Below are 22,741 nucleotides of genomic sequence, written 5' to 3'. Positions count from 1 at the left end.
CGCAATGGAGATGCCATGAAAGACTTGAACAGGTTCTATATCGGCGGACGATGGGTCGAGCCGGCCGTCGGCGCGCGCTTTGCCGATATCGTCAATCCCGCGACGGAGGAAGTCGTCGGGCGCGTGGCGATGGGCACGAACGCCGATGTCGAGTCCGCGGTCGCGGCCGCGCGCGCCGCGTTTCCCGCCTGGTCGCGCACGAGCGTCGAGACGCGCGCGGCGTTGCTCCGACGCGTGATGGCGCTGTACAAGGAGCGCATCGGCGCGCTCGCCGACGCGATCACCACCGAAATGGGCGCGCCGTCATGGCTCGCGCGCGAAAAGCAGGCGCCCGCCGGGCTCGGCCAGTTTCACGGCACCCTGACCGCGCTGCAAGGCTTCCCGTTCGTCACCGAACGCGGCGCGACGCAGATCGTGCGCGAGGCCATCGGCGTTGCGGCGCTGATCACGCCGTGGAACTGGCCGCTCAACCAGATCGCCGCGAAGGTCGCGCCCGCGCTCGCGGCGGGCTGCACCATCGTGCTGAAGCCATCGGAGATCACGCCGCTCGACGCCGAACTCTTCGCGCAGATCATGCACGATGCCGACGTGCCTGCGGGCGTGTTCAACATGCTCTACGGCGATGGCGCCGAAATCGGAGGCGCGCTCGCCCGGCATCGCGGCATCGACATGGTGTCGATCACCGGTTCGACGCGCGCGGGCGTCGACGTCGCGCTGAAGGCCGCGCCGACCGTCAAGCGCGTGACGCAGGAGCTGGGCGGCAAATCGCCGAACGTGATCCTCGACGACGCCGATCTGAAAAGCGCTGTACCGGGCGGCGTGATCGCCTGCATGATCAACTCCGGCCAGACCTGCATCGCGCCCACGCGCATGCTGGTGCCCAAGCATCTGTACGCGCAGGCCGTGGCAATCGCAGCGGCGACGGCGAACGCACTGAAGGTCGGCGATCCGATGCTGCCCGACACCAAAGTCGGCCCGATCTCGAATCGCCGTCAGTACGAGCGCGTGCAGCAGATGATCCAGCAGGGTATCGACGAAGGCGCGACGGTCGTGGCAGGCGGCCCCGGCCGGCCGTCGACGCTCACGCGCGGCTTCTACGCGCGCCCGACCGTGTTCGCGAACGTGCATAACGACATGAGCATCGCGCGCGAGGAAATCTTCGGGCCGGTCGTCGTGATGATTCCGTACGCAACCGAGGACGAAGCCATCGACATCGCCAACGATACGGATTTCGGGCTCGCGGCCTATGTTTCGTCGGCAGACCCGGCGCGCGCGCGGCGCATGGCCGCACGTCTGCGCGCGGGCGCGGTAATGCTCAACGGAGCGACGCTCGACCTGAACGCGCCGTTCGGCGGCTACAAAGCTTCCGGCAACGGCCGCGAGTTCGGCGAGCACGGCCTGTCCGAGTTCCTCGAAACGAAGTCGATCGCGGGCTGCGTGTAAGTGAATCGCCCCGCGTCGGCGTATTGACCGGCGCGGGGCGAGAACAAAATAGCGAAAGCGGCTCGATCAGAACGTCGAGAGCGTCAGCGCATTGCGCACCGACTTCACGCCTTGCACGCCTTGCGTGACGCGCGTCGCCTGTTCGATCTGCGCCTCTTCGGGCACCCAGCCTTCCAGGAGCACGTCGCCATTGGTCGCGCGCACCGTGACGCCGCCCGCGCGCATGCCTTTCGCCTTTCCGAGCGCGGTGAGAATGCGCCGGCGCAACGCGCGATCCGCCGCTTTGGACGATGCCTTGCCCGCGCTCGCAGTGGACGTCGCCGCCGATGCGACAGGCGTCGACGCCGCCTCCTGCGCGTGAACGCAAAAAGAAGCGCTGAGTGCGGCGAGCGCGATCATCAGCTTGCCGGTTCGAAGGAATTTCATAGTGTCGTTGGTTGCCATGATCGTTGTACCGATATTCGATGCGATGAACCCTGCCACGCGCGCTTCGCCGCGCCCGCAAGCCCGGACGAAGCGCGCCCGATGTGAATCAGAAGCGATGCGACACACCGACGCCGACGAGCGTCTGCTTCTCGCCCGGCCCGATCGCCGTGAGGCCGGGCCAGGTCGTCGTCGCGAGTCCGTTATTCTTCATGTAGCCCGCGCGCGCATAGAAGGACGTGCGCTTCGAGATGCTGTGATCCGCGCCGACCTGCACGCCCCACGTGTTGTCGTGCACGCCACGCACGAGCCGCTGGAAGCCTGCGATTTCGATGGCGTCGGCGGGCGTCGCCTGGATCGTCGCCCCGAGTTCCGCGACGCTGAACGGATGCGCCGCGTTCAGGCGCGCGGCGACCGAACCGGCGGCCGGGTCTTCCGGCTTGTGATACGTATAGTTGAATTGCAGATTCACGATGCCGATGCGGTAAGCGAGCGCGCCGGTGTAATGCTCGACCGAGACGGTATTGACCGCGGCGGGCAAGCCCGGAATGCTTTTCGAGCCCGGATGCTGGAACTGATACGACAGGCCCACGTACAGACCGTAACCCGAATACGTTCCGGCGATGTCCAGCATGTTGCCGGTCGATTGCGGATACGGCTGCGTGACGGAAGCGGCGAGCGCATACATGCCCCACAACTGAAAGCCGCTGAGATTGGGCGACTTGTAGACGATCGCGTTGCTCGAACGTCCGCCGCCGGTCTGCGTGGCCATCGTGTTGCGGTCGAACGTGGTCGACGACGCCGCGAGCGGCGAGAGCACTTCGTTCGCGCGGAACGGATCGGTCGGATAGAGCGACCAGAACGTCGGCTGATATTGCCTGCCGAGCGACAGCGAACCGTATTTCTCGTGCGTCAGGCCGACCCACGCCTGGCGATAGAACATCGCCGAGGAGTCCGCGAAGAACGTGCCGTTGTTGATGTTGTAGCCGTTTTCGAGCGTGAAGACCGCCTTGAGGCCGCCACCGAGATCTTCGCTGCCTTTCAGACCGACCATCGAGCCGCTGTTGCCGCCGCTTCGCATCGACCAGGACTGCGTGCCGCCGTTGTTGAACCACTGTACAAATGCATCGGCGACGCCGTAAAGGGTCACGCTGGATTGCGCCGCCGCGCTGCCGGCCGCAACCGCGAGCGCCGCGCCAGCAACGCTCTTCGTGATGAAACGCATGAGTGTCTCCTCGTTGTGGGTGTCTGGTCTGCCCGGCGCGCGCGATCGCGTCGCGCAACGCACACCGATGCTGCGCCGACCTATTCCAAAGCAGTGTTGCAGCCGGGCACGAACGCACCACTACCCGAAGCGAGTAGGCACGGGAATACCCGCATCACTCCAGCCATTGATTCGCTTTCCCGACTATCACTCGCGCGACTCACAAGCAAGTGCTTGGTTCCGATATACGGGGTTATGCGCCCTACACATGTTCCCTAGCGGGCAGCGCGCGTCCCGAAGGCTAGAATCAACCGTAGAGGCCCATAATTAATGACGCAGGTGCTTGATGACTGAAACAATCATTATTCGCAATCCGAATCATGATCTTGATGACGCGGCGACGCCGCCCGTCGCCTGTGCGTCGCCGCGCGTGTCGACGCTGGTCGTGGGCCGCGAGCGGCTCGTCGCGCAACTCGTCGAGGCGCGCCGCAAGCGCTGCATCGTCGTGCAGGGCCCGGCGGGCTATGGCAAAACCACGGCGCTCATTGCGTGGCGCGAGGCGCTCTATCCGCTCGCGTTTCAGGTCGCGTGGCTCACGCTCTCGGACGAAATCGACGACCTCGCCCGCTTTCTCGACGCGCTGGCCGCGAGCCTCGCGCAAGTCGATCCGGCGATTTCGCGCGACGCCGCGTTACTCGGCGGCCGCGGCATGGACGACGAAGCGATCGAGCGCACGATCATCGCGCTGGTGCGCCGCATCGCGAGCCGTCAGGGCGATCTCGTGCTGGTGCTCGACGATCTGCATCGCCTGACGCAGCGGCGCTGTCATCGGTCGCTGCAGTGGCTGCTCGACTACGCGCCGCCGAATCTGCATGTCGTGCTCGCGTCGCGCGGGGCGATTCCGCTGTCGGTCGGGCGCATTCGCGACGCGGGCTTGCTGCTCGAACTGGACCTGCGCGACCTGCGCTTTTCGATGGCGGAATCGCGAGCGTTTCTCAAGTCGCAATGTCCGGAAATCGGCTCGCGCGAGGCGCGCCAGATGCACGAACTCACCGACGGCTGGGTCGCCGGGCTGCAACTGATGGTGGTCGGCGCGAGGCGCAGGAAAGCCGCACCAGTGCCGTCCGCGCCCGATGATCCGCCCGCGGACACGCAGCTTCTCGATGTCCACACCTTCGCGGAATATTTCGAGCGCGAAGTGCTGTCGCGGCTCGCGTCGAGCGAAGTCGAACTGCTCGTCCGCATGGCCGTGTGCGAACGGCTTTGTGCGCCGTTGTGCGTCGCGCTGCTCGGCGGCGCCGATGATTCCGGCGACGTGCTGAAACTGCTCGCGCGCCTCGAGAGCGACAATCTCTTTCTCGCGCCCGCCGGTCACGATGCGCATCACGCGTGGTATCGGCTGAATCCGCTGTTTCGCGAAACTCTGCTCGAACGCTTCCGCACGCGCAGCGAGGCGCAGCGGCGGCAGGTGCATCAGGCGGCGTGGCGATGGTTTCAGGCGCACGATCACGCCGATGAAGCCGTGCGCCACGCCATGCTCGCCGGCGAACCCGCGGCGGCGGCGGATCTCGTCGCCCATATCGCGCGCAGCCTGCAGTTGCGCGGCGACTTGCGCAAGGTCGTCGCGCTGATGCGCCTGTTGCCGCAAGCGGAGATTCAGGCGCGCGTCGGCCTGCGGCTCTGGATGATCCACCTGCATCTCTACGCGCGCGAGTTCGAAGCATGCGAAAGCGCGATCGAGCGGCTGGCGAGCGATCTCGCGCCCGACGACACCCAGTCGCGCTATCGCCTGACGCTGCTGCACGCGGCGCTCGCGGTTCAACGCGACGATCTCGACGCCGCCTGCGAACTGCTGCCGCATCTGCGCGCGCTGCCGCACGACGCGCAGGGCATCATCGTCGGCGCGCGCAACAATCTGCTCTCGTGGATCCATGCGCGGCGCAGCGATTTCGACGAAGCGTGTCGCGTCCAGACGGAGCGCGCGGCCGCGTTGCCCGATGGCACGCCGATCATGGGCACGTCGGCGGGCGTGTTGAGCGGGCGCGCGCTCGCCGGTTTGAGCCATCTGCTGCAAGGCGATCTGCTGCAGACCGAGCGCGTGTGCCGCGACGTGCTGTACGAAGCCGAACAGCGTGGCAGCGCGGCGGCCGAAGCGTCCGCGCTCGCAACGGCCTTGCTGGGCGAAGTGCTCTACGAATCGGGCGAAGCGGATCAGGCGCGCAAGCTGCTCGAAGAGCGCCTCGACGTGATCGAGCGCGTTTCGTTTCCCGATTCGGTGATGAGCGTGCTGACGGTACTGTCGGCGTCGCATTGGCTCGCGGGTCATCGGCTCGATGCCATCGCGTGCCTCGACCGGCTCGAAGACTACTCGACGCGGCACGATCTGCGCCGCGTGCTCGCGCATTGTCTGGCGCTGCGCGTCCGGCGTGATCTGCAACGCGGCCAGTTCGACGCCGCTCAGGCGCACCTCGCGCGGCTCGACGCGCTGGCGGCGCGCGCCGCGTCGCACACGTCGACATCGGCATGGGTGGAATTTCGGGTGATCGCGCAGCAGGCGCACGTCGACTGGCGTCTCATCCACGAGGACTACGACGCCGCGGCGCATGCGCTTTCGCCGCTGATCGAATCATGCCGTGAGCGCGGCTGGCAACGGCGGCTCGCGTTCCTCGAAGCGCAGAAAGCCGTCGCGGCGCAGGGGCTCGGCGACGCGGGTTCGGCGCGCAGGCTGATGCTGTCGGCGATGCGTCTCGGGCATCGTCTCGGCCTCGTGCGGACGCTGCTCGACGCCGATCCTGCCGTGCCCGATCTGATCGTCCGCGTGAGCAAGGACGCGCCGCAGGACGCCGTGTTGCAGTTCTACGCGGATCGCCTGCGCGATGTGCACGCCCGCGCCACCGCGGCACAAGCGGCCTCGACGAAACCGAAGGCACGTTCCGGCGATGCGAAAGTGCACGACCTTCTGAGCGCGCGCGAGACGAAAGTGCTGAGCCTGCTCGCGCAGGCGCTGCCGAACAAGAAGATCGCCCGGACGATGGGCATTTCGCCCGAGACGGTCAAATGGCACCTGAAAAACATCTACAGCAAGCTCGGCGTGTCGAGCCGCGACGAAGCCGTCGCGCGTTCGCGGGATCTCGCGCTGAGCGAGGGCGCGTGATCGAGCGGCAGATTCGCGAGCACGTCGGCGTGAAAATCCGCATCGCCGAGGCGCAGCGAAGCCGCCGTCAGATACTTGAAGTAGTCGCCGACAGCCAGTTCCGCCGTGACGCCCATGCCGCCGTGCAACTGCACGGCCTGCTCGCCGATGAAGCGCGCCGCGCGGCTCACGATCAGCTTCGCCGACGAGATCATGCGGCGCCGCTCGGTCGCGTCCGTTTCGCCGATGGCGGATGCGGCCAGATGCGCCATCGACAGCGCGAGTTCCTTCTGCACGAGCATGTCCGCCAGCCGGTGACGCAGCGCCTGAAAGCGTCCGAGCGCCTGTCCGAACTGCTTGCGCGTGCACAGATACTCGGAAGTCATCTCGATCAGGCGTTCCATCGCCCCCGCGCTGGCTGCGCACGACGCCGCGATGCCCAACTCCAGCGCCGCTTCGAGCATCGCCGCGCCGTCGCCGAGCATCGCCCGTTGCGGCACGCGCACCGCCTGCAGCGTGACTTCGGCGGCGCGCTCGCCATCGAGCGTCGGATAGGCGCGCACGGTCACACCCGCCGCCGCTGTCGGCACGATGAACAGCGACACGGCCTGAATGGACGCATTCCACGCCGAGACGATCAGCGAGTGCGCGGCCCCGCCGTGCCACACGTGCACCTTGTGGCCGTCGAGGACGAAGCCGTCATCCTGCACGCGCGCCGTGGTCTCCGGCTGCGCGTAGTCGTAGCGGCTCTCTGGTTCCTGATACGCGAGCGTGACGATCTCGCGGCCCTCGGCAATCGCCGGCAACCACGCTTGCCGCTGCGCGTCCGAGCCGAAACGTTGAATCAGACCAGCCGCCATCACTGCGCAGGGAATCAGCGGCTCGGGAAGCAGCGCGCGTCCGGCTTCGAACTGCACGGCGAAGGTATCAGTGGCGGTGCCGTCGAAGCCGCCGTAGTCGGACGCGATCGTCAGCCCGAGTACACCGAAGTCCGCATAGGTGCGCCACGCATCGCGGCTGAAGCCGTCGGGATTGCGCACCGCGTGGCGGCGCGCGTCGATCGGATAGCGTTCCTCGGTGAAGCGTCTCAGGCTGTCCGCGAGTTGACGCTGCTCTTCGCTATATGAAAAGTCCATCTTGCCGCCCGCCCGTTCTAGAGATCGAGAACCGCTTTCGCGATGATTTCCTTCTGCACTTCGTTCGTGCCACCGTAGATGGTCGGCTTGCGCATGTCGAGATAGAAGCTGCCGATGTTCGCGCCGTAGCCAGGCGCGGGCGTCCAGCCGTCGAAGCCGTCCGCGAGCCAGGCGGGCGAGAACGGCAGCGCGTTCGGCCCGGCGATGTCGACCTGCAACGCCGACAGCGCTTGCTGCAACTCCGAGCCGCGAATCTTGAGAATCGACGACTCCACGCCCGCGCCGCGCTGACTCGCCTCCGACGCCACGCGCATCAGCAGCATCTCCAGCGCCATGACTTCGGCCTCGATGCGCGCGATCCTTTCTCGGATACGCACGTCGTCCGAGAGCGGCCTGCCGTTGCGGCGCTCGCGCTGCGCCAGCGCCTTCACGTAACGCAATTCCCGCCGGCAATGTCCGATGCCCGCAATGCCCGTGCGCTCGTGGCCGAGCAGATACTTCGCGTACGTCCAGCCGTGGTTCTCCTCGCCGACGAGATGCGCGGCGGGCACTTGAACGTCGTCGAGCCAGACCTCGTTGACATCGGCGGCGCCTTCGAGCGTGTCGATCGGGCGCACCGTGATGCCGGGCGATTTCATCTCGATGAGCAACAGCGAAATGCCGTTCTGCTGCTTCGCCCCGGTATCGGTGCGCGCGAGGCAGAACATCCAGTCCGCGTGCTGCGCATACGTGGTCCAGGTCTTCTGCCCGGTCACGATGTAATGGTCTCCCGCGCGCACCGCGCGCGTCTTGAGCGAGGCGAGATCCGAGCCCGCGCCCGGCTCGGAATAGCCCTGGCACCACCAGTCCTGCGCCGACAGGATGCGCGGCAGATGGCGCGCCTGCTGCGCGGCGCTGCCGAATTTCATCAGCACCGGCCCGATCATGTTGAGGCCGAACGGCAACTGGCGCGGCGCCCCGGCGAGGCCGCATTCGATATCGAACAGCAGCCGTTGCAGCGCCGTCCAGCCGGTACCGCCGAAAGCCTCGGGCCAGCCGGGCGCGCCCCAGCCCTGCGCATGCAGGATGCGCTGCCAGCGCACCGTATCGTCGCGCTCGAGAGGGCGATGATTCAGCACCTTGTCGCGCAGATCGCCGGGAAGGCGATCACGCAGAAATGCGCGGATGGAATCGCGAAACGCGAGTTCCTCTTTCGAATAACTCAGGTCCATTGAACATCCTCGTTGACGCGCATCCAGACAGACTCACGATACGCGGTACGGCGCGCCGGACCGCCACCCACCTCGGGTGGTCACCCGCCGGTGCGCCTCCCCTATCCTTCATCGAAGGGCAAGCGAGCCGTCGTACGGCGGAATCGACAAATCAACAGCCGGGAACGGCGCGCGGCCTCGTGGCCGCATCCGGCAAAAGCATCCATGCTCGGGAGACAGATGTAATGAGCACGCTCGAAGCAAGCGGCAAGGTGGCACCGTCTTATCGTCCTGTGCGGTTTCCAGAGCGGCAGACGCTCGTCGAGCATCGCGCGGACAGCACGTTGATTCTCCGCAGCGCCCGCGCGCTGCCGCGCATCGAACAGCGCTCGTTCGCGGATTTCATTCCGGGCTGGGCGGCGCAGCGCGGCGACAGCGCCGCGTTCTGCGAGCGCGACAAGCACGGTGCTTGGCGCTCGCTGAGCTGGCGCGAACTGTGGCAGCAAGTGCGGGCGGTGGCGGCCGCGCTGCTGGACATGGGACTGAACGCGCAGCGCCCGCTCATGCTGCTGTCGGGCAATTCCATCGAGCAGGCCGTGTTGCTGCTTGCGGCCGAATACGCGGGCATTCCGGCTGCGCCGGTATCGCCCACCTATGCGCTGATGAGCAAGGATTTCGCGCGCCTCAAGGCCATCTGCGAGCTGGTCCCGCCCGGCGCGGTGTTCGTGCAGTCGGTCGCGCCGTATGCGCGGGCGCTCGGCGCGCTGAATCTGAAGGGCGTGCCCGTTATCGCCGTCGATGGCGCAACGCAAGGTCAGTTCGCATGGGACGCGCTCACGGACGGCCCGTTCGACGAGACGCGCCAGCGCGCTGTCGAGCGCGCCCATGCCGCCATGGATCACGATGACACTGCCCGCGTGCTCTTCACCTCCGGCTCCACGGGGCTGCCGAAAGCCGTGCGCCTCACGTACGGCAATCTGGGCGCGGTCGCCGCGTATTACTCGGACAGCTTCGCATGGCTGCTCGACGCGCAGCCCGTATTTCTCGACTGGCTGCCGTGGCATCACGGTCTCGGCGGCGTGCTGCATCTCGGCCGCGCGATCCAGTTCGGCGCGACGCATTACATCGACGATGGCCGCCCCCTGCCCGGCATGATCGAGCGCACCGTGCGCAATCTGCGCGAAGTGTCGCCGACCATCTTCACGAGCGTGCCGTCCGCATGGACCGTGCTCGCCACCGAACTCGAACGCGATCCGCAACTGGCCGAAAGCCTCTTCGCGAAGGCGAGCTTTTTCGGCTACGGCGGCGCGAGCATGCCGGCCGAAGTGTGGAAGCGCATCCAGAACGTGGCGGAGAAGACCATTGGCGCGCGGATCACGTTCTGCACCGGTCTCGCATCGACGGAAACGTCCGGCATGGGCACGTATTGCAGCTGGCCGACGGATACGCCCGGCAACATCGGCACGCCCGCGCTCGGCTCGGAAGTGAAGCTCGTGCCGCTTGAAGGCGGCGACGGCCGCTATGAAATACGCATGCGCGGCCCGAACGTGTTCGGCGGTTACATCGGGCAACCGGAACTCACCGCGGCCGCGTTCGATGACGAAGGCTACTTCCGCTTCGGCGACGCCGTGCGTCTGGCCGATCCCGCCGATCCGGCCCAGGGCATGATCTTCGCGGGCCGCACCGTCGAAGACTTCAAGCTCGCGAACGGCTCATGGGTTCGCACCGGCGCGCTGCGGCTCGCGCTCATCGACTGCTGCGCGCCCCTTCTGACGGACGCGGTGATCTGCGGGCACGATCGCGACTTTCTCACCGCGCTCGCCTGGCCGAACGTCGCGGCGTGCCAGCGCATCGCGCCCGAGCTCGCGTCGCTCGACGCCGGCGCGCTCGCCGCGCATCCGCTCGTCGTCGCCGAACTGAGCCGGCGCCTTTCGCAACAGAAGGCGCGTGGCGCGACGCTCGTCATCGAGCGGCTGATGTTGCTGGCCGAGCCGCCCTCGCTCGACGCCAACGAAATCGCCGACAAAGGCTACGTGAATCAGGCGGTCACGCGCGCGCGCCGGGCGCATCTGATCGACGCGCTGTATCTGGCCGATCCCGCTTCGAACGTCGCGTGCACAGGCGCCATTCCGCGTCACGCGAAGAAATAGAACTCACCTTCCAGGATTCTCGACATGCACATCGAACGCACCGTCTTTCGGGACGATCACGAAATGCTTCGCACTACTGCTCGCCGTTTCTTCGAGCGCGAGTGTGTTCCGCATCAGGCGGCCTGGGACAAGGCCGGACGCGTGGATCGCGAAACCTGGCTGAAGGCGGGAAAGCAGGGCCTCTTGTGCGTCTCGATTCCGGCCGAATACGGCGGCGGCGGCGGCGATTTCGGCCATGTGGTCGTCGTCAATGAGGAAATGACGCGCGCGGGCGTGAGCGGGCCAGGCTTCGCGGTGCATTCGGATATCGTCGCGCCGTATATCGCGCGCATCGGCAGCGAGGAGCAGAAGCAACGCTGGCTGCCCGGCATCTGCACGGGTGAACAGATTCTCGCCATCGCGATGACCGAACCCGGCACCGGCAGCGATCTGAAAGCGGTGCGAACCAGCGCGCGCCGCGACGGCGACCACTACGTCATCAACGGCAGCAAGACCTTCATCACGAATGGGCTGAATGCGGATCTCGTCGTGGTCGTCTGCACGACGGACCCGGGCGCGGGCGCGAAGGGCGTGAGCCTGATCGTCGTCGAGACGACGCGCGAAGGCTTCCGGCGCGGCCGCAAGCTCGACAAGATCGGCATGCACGCGCAGGACACCGCCGAACTCTTCTTCGACGATGTGCGCGTGCCGGTCGAGAACCGACTCGGCGAGGAAGGCAAGGGCTTCGCGTATCTGATGGCCGAATTGCCGCAGGAGCGCCTGAACATTGCGGTCGGCGCGGCCGCGCGGCTCGAAACGTGCCTCGAACACACGCTGAACTATGTGAAGGATCGCCGCGCGTTCAATCAGACCGTGTGGGACTTCCAGAACACCAAATTCAAGCTCGCCGACATCAAGGCGCAGGCCATCGCCGTGCGGCTGATGGTCGATCACTACCTCGACGTGCACATGCGCCGCCGTCTGACGCTCGAGGAATCCGCGATCGCGAAGCTCTTCGCCACCGAAGCGCTCGGCAAGGCGCTCGACGAGATGGTGCAACTGCATGGCGGCTACGGCTACATGCTCGAGTATCCGGTCGCCCGCGCATTCGTCGATGCCCGCGTGTCGCGCATCTACGGCGGCGCGAGCGAGGTCATGCGCGATCTCATCTCGCGCAAGCTGTGAATCCATCGAAGTCTCAATCACTGAAGGAGAAGCACATGAGTCGCAAGGTGTATGTCGCAGGTGTCGGCATGATCCCGTTCAAGAAGCCGGGCGCGAGCGAGCCGTACGACGTGATGGGCGAAATCGCGATCCGCGATGCGCTCGCCGACGCTGGCCTCGACTTCAAGGCCATCCAGCAAGCCTATGCCGGCTATGTCTATGGCGACTCGACGTGCGGACAGAAAGCGATCTATCGCGTCGGCATGACGGGCGTGCCGGTCATCAACGTCAACAACAACTGTGCGACGGGTTCGTCCGCGCTCTTTCTCGCGCGCCAGGCCGTCGAATCCGGCGCGGTCGATTGCGCGCTCGCCGTAGGCTTCGAATTCATGCAGCCGGGCGCGCTGTCGTCGAAATGGAATGACCGCGCGCCCGCGCTCGAACGCGCGCTCGATCTGACCAACAAGCTCGTCGGCCACACGGAGATTCCCACCGCGATCCGCCAGTTCGCGGGCGCGGGCCTCGCGCATATGCGCAAGTACGGCACCAAGCTGGAGACGTTCGCGCGCATTCGCGCGAAGGCGAGCGAGCACGCGGCGCGCAATCCGCTCGCGGTGTTTCGCAATGTCGTGTCGACCGAAGACGTGATGAATGCGCCGGTGCTGTGGGAAGGCGTGCTGACGCGCCTGATGGCGTGCCCGCCGACCTGCGGCGGCGCTGCGGCCATTCTCGTGTCCGAGGCCTTCGCGCGCAAACACGGCTTGCGCAGCGATGTGATGATCGCGGGCCAGTCGCTCGCCACCGATCTGCCGAGCACGTATGACGCGGGCGACATGATCCGCGTCGTGGGCTTCGACATCACGCGCAATGCGGCACAGCAGGCTTACGAGCAGGCGGGCGTCGGCCCCGAGGACATCGACGTGATCGAACTTCACGACTGCTTCGCGCAGAACGAGTTGCTGACCTACGAAGGACTCGGCCTGTGCAAGGAAGGCGAAGGCGAGCGCCTCGTCATGGATGGCGACAACACCTACGGCGGCAAGTGGGTGACCAATCCGTCGGGCGGACTGCTGTCGAAGGGCCATCCGCTCGGCGCGACGGGACTCGCGCAATGCTTCGAGCTGACGCATCAGTTGCGCGGCACGGCGGGCGATCGGCAAGTTCAGGGCGCGAAACTCGCCTTGCAACACAACCTTGGGCTCGGCGGCGCGGGCGTCGTCACCATCTACAAGCGCAACGCGTGATGACGATCGAGAAGAAGCATATCGGCATGCGGTTGCCGGTATTCACTGCAACTGCGGATGCGTGGCGCCTGCGCTTCTTCGCGAAGGCGATCGGCGAGACGAACCCGGTCTATTTCGACGAAGCCGCCGCGCACGACGCGGGGCATCCCACGCTGCCGCTGCCGCCCACGTTTCTGTTCTCGCTCGAATTCGAGCAGTCGTCGACGGCGTGGCGCGATGAACTCGGCATCGTCTCGTCGCGCATTCTGCACGGCGAGCAGTCGTTCGAGTATCACCGCATGGCGTATGCGGGCGATCTCCTGCGTTACGAAAGCCGCATCGCGGATATCTACGACAAGAAGAACGGCGCGCTGTGGTTCATCGTGCGCGAAACACGCGTGACGAACCAGCGCGGCGAGCACGTAGCCGATCTGCGCAGCGTCATCGTTCAGCGATAAGCGAGGAACAGGCGAATGAGCATCATCAGTTTCGATTCGATCCGCGTCGGCGACATCTTGCCGTCGCTCACGCTTCCCGCAGTGAACCGCACGACGCTCGCGCTTTTCGCGGGTGCGTCGGGCGATCACAACGCCATTCATATCGACACCGACTATGCGCGTCGCGCTGGCGTGCCGGAAGTGTTTGCACATGGCATGTTGTCGATGGCGTGGCTCGGGCGGCTGCTCACGTCGTGGGTCGAGCAGCGGCAGTTGCGCTCGCTCGGCGTTCGCTTTGTCGGCATTACGCAGCTCGGACATGTCGTGACGTGCACGGGCAAGGTCACCGAGAAATTCGAAGCCGAAGGCGAACGCCGCGTGCGGCTCGAAATCCAGACCGTCAATCAATATGGCGAACCGCGCGTGCTCGGCGACGCGGTGGTCGCGCTCTGAATCATTCATCGGGAAGACATCATGGGAAAGCTCGAAGGCAAGGTGGCATTGGTAACCGGTTCGGGACGCGGCATCGGTCAGGCGATCGCGCTCAAGCTCGCGAGTGAAGGCGCGCGCCTCGTCATCAACGATCTCGATACCGAGCCCGCGCAGGAGACCGTGGAACTGCTGCGCACGCAAGGCACGGAAGCGGTGGCGTGTGTGGGCAATGTGTCGGCGCCGGATTTCGCGGACCGGCTGATCGGAACAGCGATGAATTCGTTCAAGGGTATCGACATCATCGTCAATAACGCGGGTTATACGTGGGACGACGTCGTGCAGAAAATGACCGATGAGCAGTGGTACGCGATCATCGACTGTCATCTCACCGCGCCGTTCCGCATTCTGCGCGCGGCCTATCCGCATATCAAAGCGCTGCACGCCGCTGATAAGGAAGCGGGCCGGGAGAATTATCGGAAAATCGTCAATATTTCGTCGACGTCGGCGCTGAACGGCAATGCCGGGCAGATGAACTATTCATCGGCGAAGGCGGGCGTGATCGGCATGACGCGCGCGCTGGCGCGCGAGTGGGGGCGTTTCAACGTCAACGTGAATTGCGTCGCATTTGGCCTGATCCATACGCGCATGACCGTGAGCACCGAGGCGGCGGCGTCCGTGAAGATCGATGGCAGGGACATTCGCGTCGGCCTGAACGCCGACATGCTGAAATCGCACGCGCAGCGCAATCCGCTCGGACGTGGCGGCACACCGGAAGAAGCGGCGGGCGGCGTCTATCTCTTCTGCTCGCCGGAATCGAACTACATTACCGGGCAGACTGTCGCGGTGGCGGGAAACCTGCAATAGGACTGCTCGATTCAGGGATTGGGTTGCTCCACTTTGGCGCGTTCGGAGGTTGGCCGAACGTGCTTTTTTTGTTTTTCACGCGAGAAACATGCTGGCAATTTACCGACTTATGAATTTCTCGTATTACAAAATCAACAAGTTGCTCTGGCGCTGGAGGAAACAAAATGGCGCCCGTATCGTGCGCGAAGTTTCGCTATCACTGGATCGTTCACCCCCCACGCGCGAGGAGCCAAAGCCACCATCAGGGACACATTCGAGACGGCCACGGCCGAAGCCGCGAGCAGGGGATGGTTTGCTGAAGCTGATCGAGTTGCGCTCTCGCTTCAAAGCTTGGCTGGAGAATCCTGACCCACCAAGGTCGGTTAAACCGCCCAGACCCGTCAGACAGGAAGAAACAGTGTCACCGTTCGACATTCAGGAGATTCCGGCTGCTATGCGCAAGATGCTCCTGCCAGTCTCGGCCACCCTGATGGAGCGGTGGTTTGCCGGGAAACTCAACTATTCCCCAACCGATGCCGAGGAAGCGGCGGAAATCAATCAAAACGGCATGCCTTACCCGCCTGAGATGTACGACGCCACCACCGTCAAGCTCGACTGGGTGCTCCGTTTTGCTCATGCGAGGAGAAATACGACTATCTGATCACTGAAGCCATTCGTTCGCCGACGGCCAAGGAGGTTCTCAAAAGGAAAATCCTGCCGTACAAAAATAGCATGACCCTGTTGGATTGCGCGGATATGTGCGATGACGATACCGCCAAACTGCACCGCCACTTCCAGTTCCAACTTGCATCGGTTGATGGCACGTTCGCGCAGAAGATCGAACTCTTCCTGCGCAATATGCGCCGAAGTGGTGTGCCCAATGATCTTACCGGCGCGCTTGGCTCATTCAATTTCTACGCTGCCCTCGGGCACGCCCGCTTTCACTGGAATGTCGGGTCGAGAAGTACGAGAGCCGAGGTAAAGGGTATCTGGGTGTATGTGAAAGACAACTACACGTTCACCGACCGGCAGGGCGATCGGTCACAGTATCTGGGCCACTGGAGCACCGATGGCGTGATTGTCATCCCGCTCGACGCGGTCGCGGCAACCTCTCCCTATATTCCTTACATCGAATCTTCCGTTACCCTTTGCGATCCGGTCATCAAGGGCAATGTGTACTATCCCGTACACAACAGCGACTTTCGGCGTTGGTCAGCCAAACACCACCGCGGCGGCGACTTCGTCGTATATTCCGATCGCCGTTATGTTCCGGTTGTTCCGCCCATCACGATTGACCTATGAAGCTCTCATTCAAGCATATCGCGATATTTTTTGCAGTTGTTGGCGCGCTATCCTTCGGCCTTACTGACCGTACCCCGCACGGTACGGAGTGCAAGACAATGGAGTCTCCCGACCGCGCATACGCAGCCGAACGATGTTTGCTTGCGTGGGCTCCTGGGGGAAATTCCGAGTACGTTGGACGCGTCTTCGATGCGAAAAGCGGCAAGAAGCTCGCACAGCGCACGTTCAGCACACCTGTTCCCGACTTTCTTTGGTCCGACGGTGTATGTTCTTCCGACGGACCGGGGTTGCCCCAGCAGTGCATTGGTCCGGGCATCCTGTTTTCCAGTGGGGACCCGATTAAGGGCAATGCCCGAATCCCATTACCACCTCCTTGGTACGACAGGTTGCCAGCGGTGCGTCCATCGCTGTAATCGAAATCACCTCGGCCATTTAACTCGAAGCGCCCCAAAATCGGGCGCAAAACAACGTTCCGAGGGGACTTCGTACGGTCGTCTCGCATCGCTTGTTTTGGGGCGTCCATATGTGACGACGCTCTCCTTGCGCCGTGCCCCGCACGAAATCCGATTGATGGACAGCCAATTTCGGGTGTTCTTTGCATGCCCGGTCTGGTTCCGTATGTGAGCAAACCCTAATACATCGAGACGGAACACGAAGTAGAATCCATGGTCAATTGTCGTTCTCCTGAAAATCACGAGCGGGGTTCACATCTATGCCAGCACCGCCGAAAATCAGTGTCTTGCTGCCTGTGTACAAAGTCGAGCCGTACATCGAAGAATGCCTCGATTCGCTTCTGTCTCAAACCTCCACTGATTTCGAGATTATCGCCGTCGACGACAGCAGTCCTGATCGATCCGGCGAAATGACCTCGCGCATCCTCGCGCAGCAAGACCGAATTCCGTGGCAGTTTATTAAGAACCGCGAGAACAAGGGCCTCGCCGAAACCCGCAAGATCGCCGCACAGGCGGCGCGCGGCGAATACGTTCTGTGCGTCGATAGCGACGATCACGTTCACCGCGACCTCATTCGCCGGGTCATTGCCGAGGCGGACGCGCACCATGCGGACGTCGTAATTTTCGCTGCCGAGAACATCAGTCCGGAAGGTAAGATCAATTACCGCGTCGAAACGGGCGATGCGATCATCACCGGCTTGGAGGCGGTCGAGAGAATTCTCGATCTATCGCTGCAGGCCTATTGCTTCAACAAGCTGGTGCGCCGATCCATCTTCCTGGCGATCGAGCATCCGACCGGGTTGATATACGAAGATATCTGCGTCTCGGTGCAGACGCTGGGCAAATCGGAGATCGTGCGGCTCATGCCCGATACCTTGTATTCGTATATGTATAGGGAATCGGGCATTTCGACACGCTTCAATCCTAAGATCGTAGATCTTTTTGCCATCATGGATCGCGTGGAAAAGAGCACGGAATCGATGCCGATACGAAATTACCGCCGTCTTTTGTTCAGACTGAAATACATCTACGGTTATAGGACGATCGCGTTTCAGACAGCGATCAAGGCACCGACTTACCGACTGGCGAAACCGATTCTGTGCAGCGTAGCCGAGAGGCTTCGCATCGCGCATCTGGTCGGCATGTACTCGGATCATCGCCCGAAACTGTCCATTGTGATGGCCATGCTCAAGATCCATCCGTGGATTTTCTACTGCTTCGTCCGTCATTTCGGGCGTGGATAACATGCAAAGGCTTTGAAGGGGTCAGGCTTCCGACGCGAACCCGAGGCCACTCGCACGCAGCCGCGCAATCTCCGATTCATCCAGGCCCCAGTCCCTCAAAGCGCCAGCGCCTCCTTCGCCTCGTCGCGGCGCAGGCCGTGAAATGGCCGAAGGCGTTTGCGAAAACTTCGGCGCGGGCGCGGGTTGCACGACGCCATCGAACTCGACAAAGCTTGCGCGCGCGCGATGCTGCGGATGCGCCGGCGCTTCCGAAAAACCCAGCACCGGCGCGACACAGGCGTCGCTGCCTTCGAACACGCGGCACCATTCGTCGCGCGTGCGCTCGGCGAACGCCGCCGCGAATCGTTCCCTCAGCAGCGGCCAGCCTGCCCGATCATGCTGCGCGGGCAAATCCGCGTCGGCCAAGCCGAGCTTCTCCAGCAATTGCGCATAGAAGCGCGCTTCCACCGCGCCAACGGCCATGTAATGCCCGTCACGCGTGCGATAACTGTCGTACCAGGGCGTGCCGCCATCGAGCAGATTGCTCTCGCGCGCCTCGCGCCAGTTACCCGACGCAATCAATCCCCACATGGTCGTGCCGAGCTGCGCAGCGCCTTCGATCATCGCGGCATCGACCACTTGTCCCGCGCCGCCGCGCTGCACGTTGAAGAGCGCCGCCACGACGCCGAGCGCGAGCAGCATGCCGCCGCCGCCGTAATCGCCGACGAGATTCAGCGGCGGCACCGGCGGCTCGCCCGCGCGCCCGATGCCCGACAGCACGCCCGACAGCGCGATGTAGTTCAGGTCGTGCCCCGCGCGCTCGGCGAGCGGACCTGTTTGCCCCCAGCCCGTCATGCGGCCATACACGAGCTTCGGATTGCGCGCGAGCGCCGTATCCGGTCCGATGCCGAGCCGTTCCATCGTGCCCGGCCGGAAGCCTTCGATGACGACATCCGCCTTCGACATCAGTTCGAGCGCGGCATCGGCGGCTTCGCGCTGCTTCAGGTCGAGCGTGACCGAACGCCGGCCGCGCCCGGTCAGATTCTTGTGCTTGCCGCTGATCTTCGGCCCGAGATCGCCGGCCGCGACGGGACGATCGACGCGCAGCACATCCGCGCCCATGTCCGCGAGCAACATGCACCCGAACGGCGCGGGACCGATCGCCTCGAACTCCAGAACCCGAACTCCGCTCAATACGCCCATGTCTGCCTGTCTCCGGTGTGAAAGTGATGCGATCCAGTCAGTAAGCCAGATGCGCGCATGAGCCGCGCCACCCGCGTCGGGTAGATCGATTCGAGCCGATCCGTTATCCTGCGCTGACAACCAACAGCGCGGCGCAATCGAACGCAATCGAACCCGATGCTCACTCTTTCCCCACGCGACACCGCGATGCTCGGCGGCGAGTTCGGCGATGGCCTCGCGCTCGCGATGCGTATCGTCGCCGCGACGGCGCGCGTCATGGACGCCGATACACTCATCGACATCAGCTGCGCGCACATCGACGGCTGTCTGTATCACGGCGCGGCGAGCCTCGATTTCGTCGAGCGCTTCGTCGCGAGCGGCGCGAAGGTCGCCGTGCCGACCACGCTCAATGTCGGCTCGCTCGATCTCATTCACCCGGAGCTGTTTCGCGGCGATGCCGGCATCGCGAGCGCGGGCAAGCGCCTCATGCAGGCGCATATCGAACTCGGCTGCGAAGCGAGCTTCACGTGCGCGCCGTATCAGTTGAAGCATCGCCCGAAACTGGGCGATCAGATCGCATGGGCCGAATCCAACGCGATCGTCTTCGCCAACTCGGTGCTCGGCGCGCGCACCAGCCGCTATGGCGATTTTCTCGATCTCGCCGCCGCGATCACCGCTCGGGTGCCGAACGCGGGCCTGCACGTCACGGCGAATCGCGCGGCGCGCATCGTGATCGCAGCACCCGATCTGCGCGCGTCGCTGCATCGCGATGCGGACTTCGCCGCGCTCGGCTTCCTGCTCGGCAGCGTTGCCGGCGCGACGGTGGCCGCCATCACCGGCCTGCCCGATGACACCACTGAAGACGAACTGAAGGCGCTCGGCGCGGCGGCGGCCTCGAGCGGATCGGTGGCGCTGTTTCATGCGGTCGGCATCACGCCCGAAGCCGCGACGCTCGACGCTGCATTGCAAGGGCGCGCGCCCGAACGCACGATTCCGGTGAGCGCATCGGACCTTCATGCCGTGCGCGCGCGCTGGAGTCACGCGCAACCGGGCGACGCGCTCGCCGCCGTCAGTCTCGGCACGCCGCATTTTTCCGTCGATGAGTTCCGCACGCTCGCCGCGCTTTTCGCGCGTCATGAAGGCGCGCCGCGCTGCGATGTCTATGTGAACACGAGCCGCTTCGTGCTGTGGCAACTCGAAGAGGAAGGCATCGCGCAACGGCTTGCGGCGCGCGGCGTGCAGATCGTCGTCGATACCTGCACATACATCACGCCGGTGATGAAGCAGGTGAGCGGCCTCGTGATGACCAACTCGGGCAAATGGGCGCACTACGCGCCGGCGAATATCGGCGTGACGGTCGCGTTCGGCAGCATGAGCGAATGCGTGCGATCGGCGTTCGAAGGAAAGGTGTGCATCGATGAATACGTTTGAGGCCGTCACGCTCGTTCCGGGCCACGCGCGCGCTGCGGGCATCGCGTTGCCGCCGCTCAGCTTCTGGGGTGGCTACGACGCGCAACGCGGCGTGATCGTCGATGCCACGCATGCCGGTCACGGGCAGCGTCTCGCGTCGCGCATTCTGGTGATGCCGCGTGCGCGCGGATCGAGTTCGAGCAGCAGCGTGCTCGCCGAAGCGTTGCGCAACGGCACGGGACCGGCGGGCATCGTGCTGACGGAGCGCGATCTGATTCTGTCGATTGGCGCGATCGTCGCGAATGAACTGTATGCGTCGAACGTGCCGGTCGTGATGGTCGATGAAGCCGCGTTCGCGCAACTCGCTGCGACCGATGCTCACATCGAAATCGACGCACGCGACGCAACGCAGCCCGCGACGCTGCGCGTCATCGCGCCATGATCGTCTCGACCACCGAGATGATCTGCTGCCCCGCCGTCTTCACGTGCTGCTCGAGCAGCTTCGCGCCGAGCTTCGGATCGCGCTTCCTGCATGCATCGATCAGGCTCATGTGCTCTTCATGCGACTGCTCGCGGATCGGCACCTGCACGACCTGAAAGCGGAAATAGCGGTCGCTGCGATCGTGCAGGCCGCGCAGCATCTGCAACGTGATATCGCGCCGCGCCGGCAGATACAGCGTTTCGTGCAGCCGCCAGTTCAGTTGCCCCCAGACGCCCGAATCCGCGTGATCCATCTCGTTGACGAGCTTTTCGGCCTTCGCGATTTCGGCATCGGTGATATGCGGAATCGCCTGCGAGAATAGCCACGGCTCCAGCCGCAAGCGAATCTCGAACGTCTCCTGCACTTCTTCTATCGACAGCTCGGCGACATACGCGCCGCGATGCGGCACCTTGGTCAGCAAGCCCTCGCCGGTGAGACGCGTGATCGCTTCGCGGATCGGCACGCGGCTCACGCCGAGTTCGTCGGCGAGCGCTTCCTGACGCAGCACTTCGCCGGGCGCGAGATCGCCCGAGAGAATGCGTTGCCGGATCGCGGTCGTGACGAGCTCGACCGTGGTCGTGCGCACGATCCTGTGCGCGGAATCGCTCGCGTTCGGCGTTTCTGTTCGACGGGATTTAGCGGCGACCGGAGGCATGTGCTTCATTCGATGCTTATCTATGATGTTGCGGCATCGTAGCACGCACCCACGCGCCATTCTTCATCACGCCGGCGATGCGCTCGCCCTGCCCGGTCAGCACGCGGATATCCTTGAGCGGATCGCCATCCACGACGAGCAAATCCGCATACGCGCCCGCCGCGACGACGCCAAGCTTGCCCTTCATGTTGACGATCTCCGCGCCAATGGCGGTCGCCTGACGAATGGCCTCGAACGCGCCGACGATCTCCGCGCGGATCGACAGCTCATCGCTCTGATACTGATGCATGTCGCCGAGCAGATCGGTGCCGAGGCCCATCTTCACGCCGCGCGCATGCAGCATCGCAAGCGCTTCGAGCCCGCGCTTGCGCACCGACTCGTTCTTGTCGAGCGTGTCTTTCGCGAGGCCCATCTGCGCGCCGACTTTCGACATCGCGTCATACGTGACGAGCGTCGGCACTGCATAGGCGTCGTGCTCGGCCATCACGTCTGCGGTTTCTTCGTCGATCAGATTGCCGTGCTCGATCGTACGCACGCCGAGTCTGACCACGCGCGCAATCGCCTTCGCGGTGTAGGCATGCGCCATCACGTAGGTCTGATGCGATTGCGCTTCCTCGACGGCGGCCTTCACTTCATCGACGGAGAATTGCAGGTTGCCGATGGGATCGGTCGGCGAAGCCACGCCGCCCGACGCCATGATCTTGATGTGATGCGCGCCCGCGCGCATTTCCTCGCGCACGGCACGGCGCATTTCATCAACGCCATCGACCACGCGCCCGATCGCCCCCATGTTGCGATTGCAGCCGCACGGGTCCGGGTCCGAGTTGTCGTAACGCTCGCGGAAATCGCCGTGGCCGCCCGTCTGCGAAAGCGCCTTGCCCGCGACGAACAAACGCGGCCCCGCGATCACGCCTTCTTCGATCGCACGCGACAGCGCGTAATCCGCGCCGCCCGCATCGCGCACGGTCGTGAAGCCGCGATTCAGCATACCCGCGAGAATCGGCACCGCGCGCAGCACGGCGAACGTGTTCGGCAAGCGGCTGTTGTTGCCGAGATGCGCGACCGACGCGATCACATGCACATGACAATCGATCATGCCGGGCATCACCGTCTTATCGCCGACATCGATGACCTGCGCGTCGCTCGCCTGCACCGGTTCGCGCGTGACATCGCGAATCGTGTCGCCGTCGATCACGATCGAATAGCGGCCGTCGTCGCGTTCGTGATCGGCGTCGAGCACGCGGGCGTTTTTCAGTATCAGCATGGCTTGATCTCTCGC

At 64.4% G+C, this 22,741-nt stretch carries 18 protein-coding genes and 1 pseudogene; 12 read left to right on the top strand and 7 right to left on the bottom strand.

Going from position 1 to position 22,741, the window contains the following annotated elements; genetic code table 11:
• Positions 1 to 15: 15 nt before the first annotated feature.
• Positions 16 to 1,443 (top strand): aldehyde dehydrogenase family protein, encoded by a 1,428-nt coding sequence (locus tag NK8_RS26195; RefSeq protein ID WP_213232617.1) that lies wholly within the window; start codon positions 16 to 18, stop codon positions 1,441 to 1,443.
• 66 nt (positions 1,444 to 1,509) lie between these two features.
• On the opposite strand, the gene NK8_RS26190 is transcribed toward NK8_RS26195, so the two are convergent.
• The gene (locus tag NK8_RS26190; protein ID WP_225936468.1) at positions 1,510 to 1,869 is read right to left on the bottom strand and encodes a BON domain-containing protein; all 360 of its coding nucleotides are present in this window, start codon (positions 1,867 to 1,869) and stop codon (positions 1,510 to 1,512) included.
• Between the two features lie 106 nt (positions 1,870 to 1,975).
• Positions 1,976 to 3,091 (bottom strand): porin, encoded by a 1,116-nt coding sequence (locus tag NK8_RS26185; RefSeq protein WP_213232616.1) that lies wholly within the window; start codon positions 3,089 to 3,091, stop codon positions 1,976 to 1,978.
• A gap of 325 nt (positions 3,092 to 3,416) precedes the next feature.
• Here NK8_RS26185 and NK8_RS26180 point away from each other — a divergent pair, with 325 nt between their 5' ends.
• Complete coding sequence (locus NK8_RS26180) at positions 3,417 to 6,224, top strand: LuxR C-terminal-related transcriptional regulator (RefSeq protein ID WP_213232615.1); 2,808 nt, start codon at positions 3,417 to 3,419, stop codon at positions 6,222 to 6,224.
• Here NK8_RS26180 and NK8_RS26175 read toward each other — a convergent pair.
• Together NK8_RS26175 and NK8_RS26170 are read right to left on the bottom strand one after the other, a co-directional pair.
• On the bottom strand, positions 6,146 to 7,339 hold the full coding sequence (locus tag NK8_RS26175) for an acyl-CoA dehydrogenase family protein (RefSeq protein WP_213232614.1): 1,194 nt from the start codon (positions 7,337 to 7,339) through the stop codon (positions 6,146 to 6,148). The two genes, NK8_RS26180 and NK8_RS26175, sit on opposite strands and share 79 nt — an antisense overlap.
• A 17-nt stretch (positions 7,340 to 7,356) precedes the next feature.
• A complete protein-coding gene (locus NK8_RS26170; protein ID WP_213232613.1) occupies positions 7,357 to 8,550 on the bottom strand; it encodes an acyl-CoA dehydrogenase family protein in 1,194 nt (397 codons plus the stop codon).
• A gap of 224 nt (positions 8,551 to 8,774) precedes the next feature.
• Between NK8_RS26170 and NK8_RS26165 the strand changes: the two genes are divergently transcribed.
• From NK8_RS26165 to NK8_RS26130, 8 genes and pseudogenes are all read left to right on the top strand, one after another.
• Positions 8,775 to 10,679, top strand: coding sequence for a feruloyl-CoA synthase (locus NK8_RS26165; RefSeq protein WP_213232612.1), 1,905 nt, complete (start codon positions 8,775 to 8,777; stop codon positions 10,677 to 10,679).
• Between the two features lie 24 nt (positions 10,680 to 10,703).
• Positions 10,704 to 11,843: an acyl-CoA dehydrogenase family protein gene (locus NK8_RS26160; protein WP_213232611.1), complete on the top strand. Its 1,140-nt coding sequence runs from the start codon at positions 10,704 to 10,706 to the stop codon at positions 11,841 to 11,843.
• Positions 11,844 to 11,878: 35 nt separating this feature from the next.
• Positions 11,879 to 13,066, top strand: a complete 1,188-nt coding sequence (locus tag NK8_RS26155) for a lipid-transfer protein (RefSeq protein ID WP_213232610.1) — start codon at positions 11,879 to 11,881, stop codon at positions 13,064 to 13,066.
• On the top strand, positions 13,066 to 13,503 hold the full coding sequence (locus NK8_RS26150; protein WP_162070286.1) for a MaoC family dehydratase N-terminal domain-containing protein: 438 nt from the start codon (positions 13,066 to 13,068) through the stop codon (positions 13,501 to 13,503). The genes NK8_RS26155 and NK8_RS26150 overlap by 1 nt, the downstream gene beginning before the upstream one ends.
• Before the next feature lie 15 nt (positions 13,504 to 13,518).
• Entirely contained in the window at positions 13,519 to 13,935 is a 417-nt protein-coding gene (locus tag NK8_RS26145) for a MaoC family dehydratase (RefSeq protein ID WP_213232609.1), read from the top strand.
• Between the two features lie 21 nt (positions 13,936 to 13,956).
• A complete protein-coding gene (locus NK8_RS26140) occupies positions 13,957 to 14,778 on the top strand; it encodes an SDR family NAD(P)-dependent oxidoreductase (protein ID WP_213232608.1) in 822 nt (273 codons plus the stop codon).
• 88 nt (positions 14,779 to 14,866) lie between these two features.
• A pseudogene (locus NK8_RS43720) lies at positions 14,867 to 16,059 on the top strand (DUF6402 family protein).
• Positions 16,060 to 16,771: 712 nt separating this feature from the next.
• Positions 16,772 to 17,755, top strand: a complete 984-nt coding sequence (locus NK8_RS26130; protein WP_162070289.1) for a glycosyltransferase family 2 protein — start codon at positions 16,772 to 16,774, stop codon at positions 17,753 to 17,755.
• Positions 17,756 to 17,776: 21 nt separating this feature from the next.
• Here the strand turns inward: NK8_RS26130 and NK8_RS26125 are convergent, their stop codons facing one another.
• The gene (locus NK8_RS26125) at positions 17,777 to 18,937 is read right to left on the bottom strand and encodes a CaiB/BaiF CoA-transferase family protein (protein WP_213232607.1); all 1,161 of its coding nucleotides are present in this window, start codon (positions 18,935 to 18,937) and stop codon (positions 17,777 to 17,779) included.
• Between the two features lie 156 nt (positions 18,938 to 19,093).
• Here NK8_RS26125 and NK8_RS26120 point away from each other — a divergent pair, with 156 nt between their 5' ends.
• Positions 19,094 to 20,347 carry an aconitase X catalytic domain-containing protein gene (locus NK8_RS26120; RefSeq protein WP_213232606.1) on the top strand — a complete coding sequence of 418 codons (1,254 nt, stop codon included), beginning with the start codon at positions 19,094 to 19,096 and terminating at the stop codon, positions 20,345 to 20,347.
• Complete coding sequence (locus tag NK8_RS26115; protein WP_213232605.1) at positions 20,334 to 20,768, top strand: DUF126 domain-containing protein; 435 nt, start codon at positions 20,334 to 20,336, stop codon at positions 20,766 to 20,768. Before NK8_RS26120 ends, NK8_RS26115 begins: the two co-directional genes overlap by 14 nt.
• Here NK8_RS26115 and NK8_RS26110 read toward each other — a convergent pair.
• Entirely contained in the window at positions 20,755 to 21,462 is a 708-nt protein-coding gene (locus NK8_RS26110; protein ID WP_213233210.1) for a GntR family transcriptional regulator, read from the bottom strand. The two genes, NK8_RS26115 and NK8_RS26110, sit on opposite strands and share 14 nt — an antisense overlap.
• A gap of 16 nt (positions 21,463 to 21,478) precedes the next feature.
• Positions 21,479 to 22,726, bottom strand: a complete 1,248-nt coding sequence (locus NK8_RS26105) for an amidohydrolase family protein (protein ID WP_213232604.1) — start codon at positions 22,724 to 22,726, stop codon at positions 21,479 to 21,481.
• Positions 22,727 to 22,741: the final 15 nt, after the last annotated feature.

It is taken from the genome of Caballeronia sp. NK8 (assembly GCF_018408855.1).
In the GTDB taxonomy this organism is placed as follows: domain Bacteria; phylum Pseudomonadota; class Gammaproteobacteria; order Burkholderiales; family Burkholderiaceae; genus Caballeronia.
This window is presented reverse-complemented; position numbering and strand designations above follow the sequence as displayed.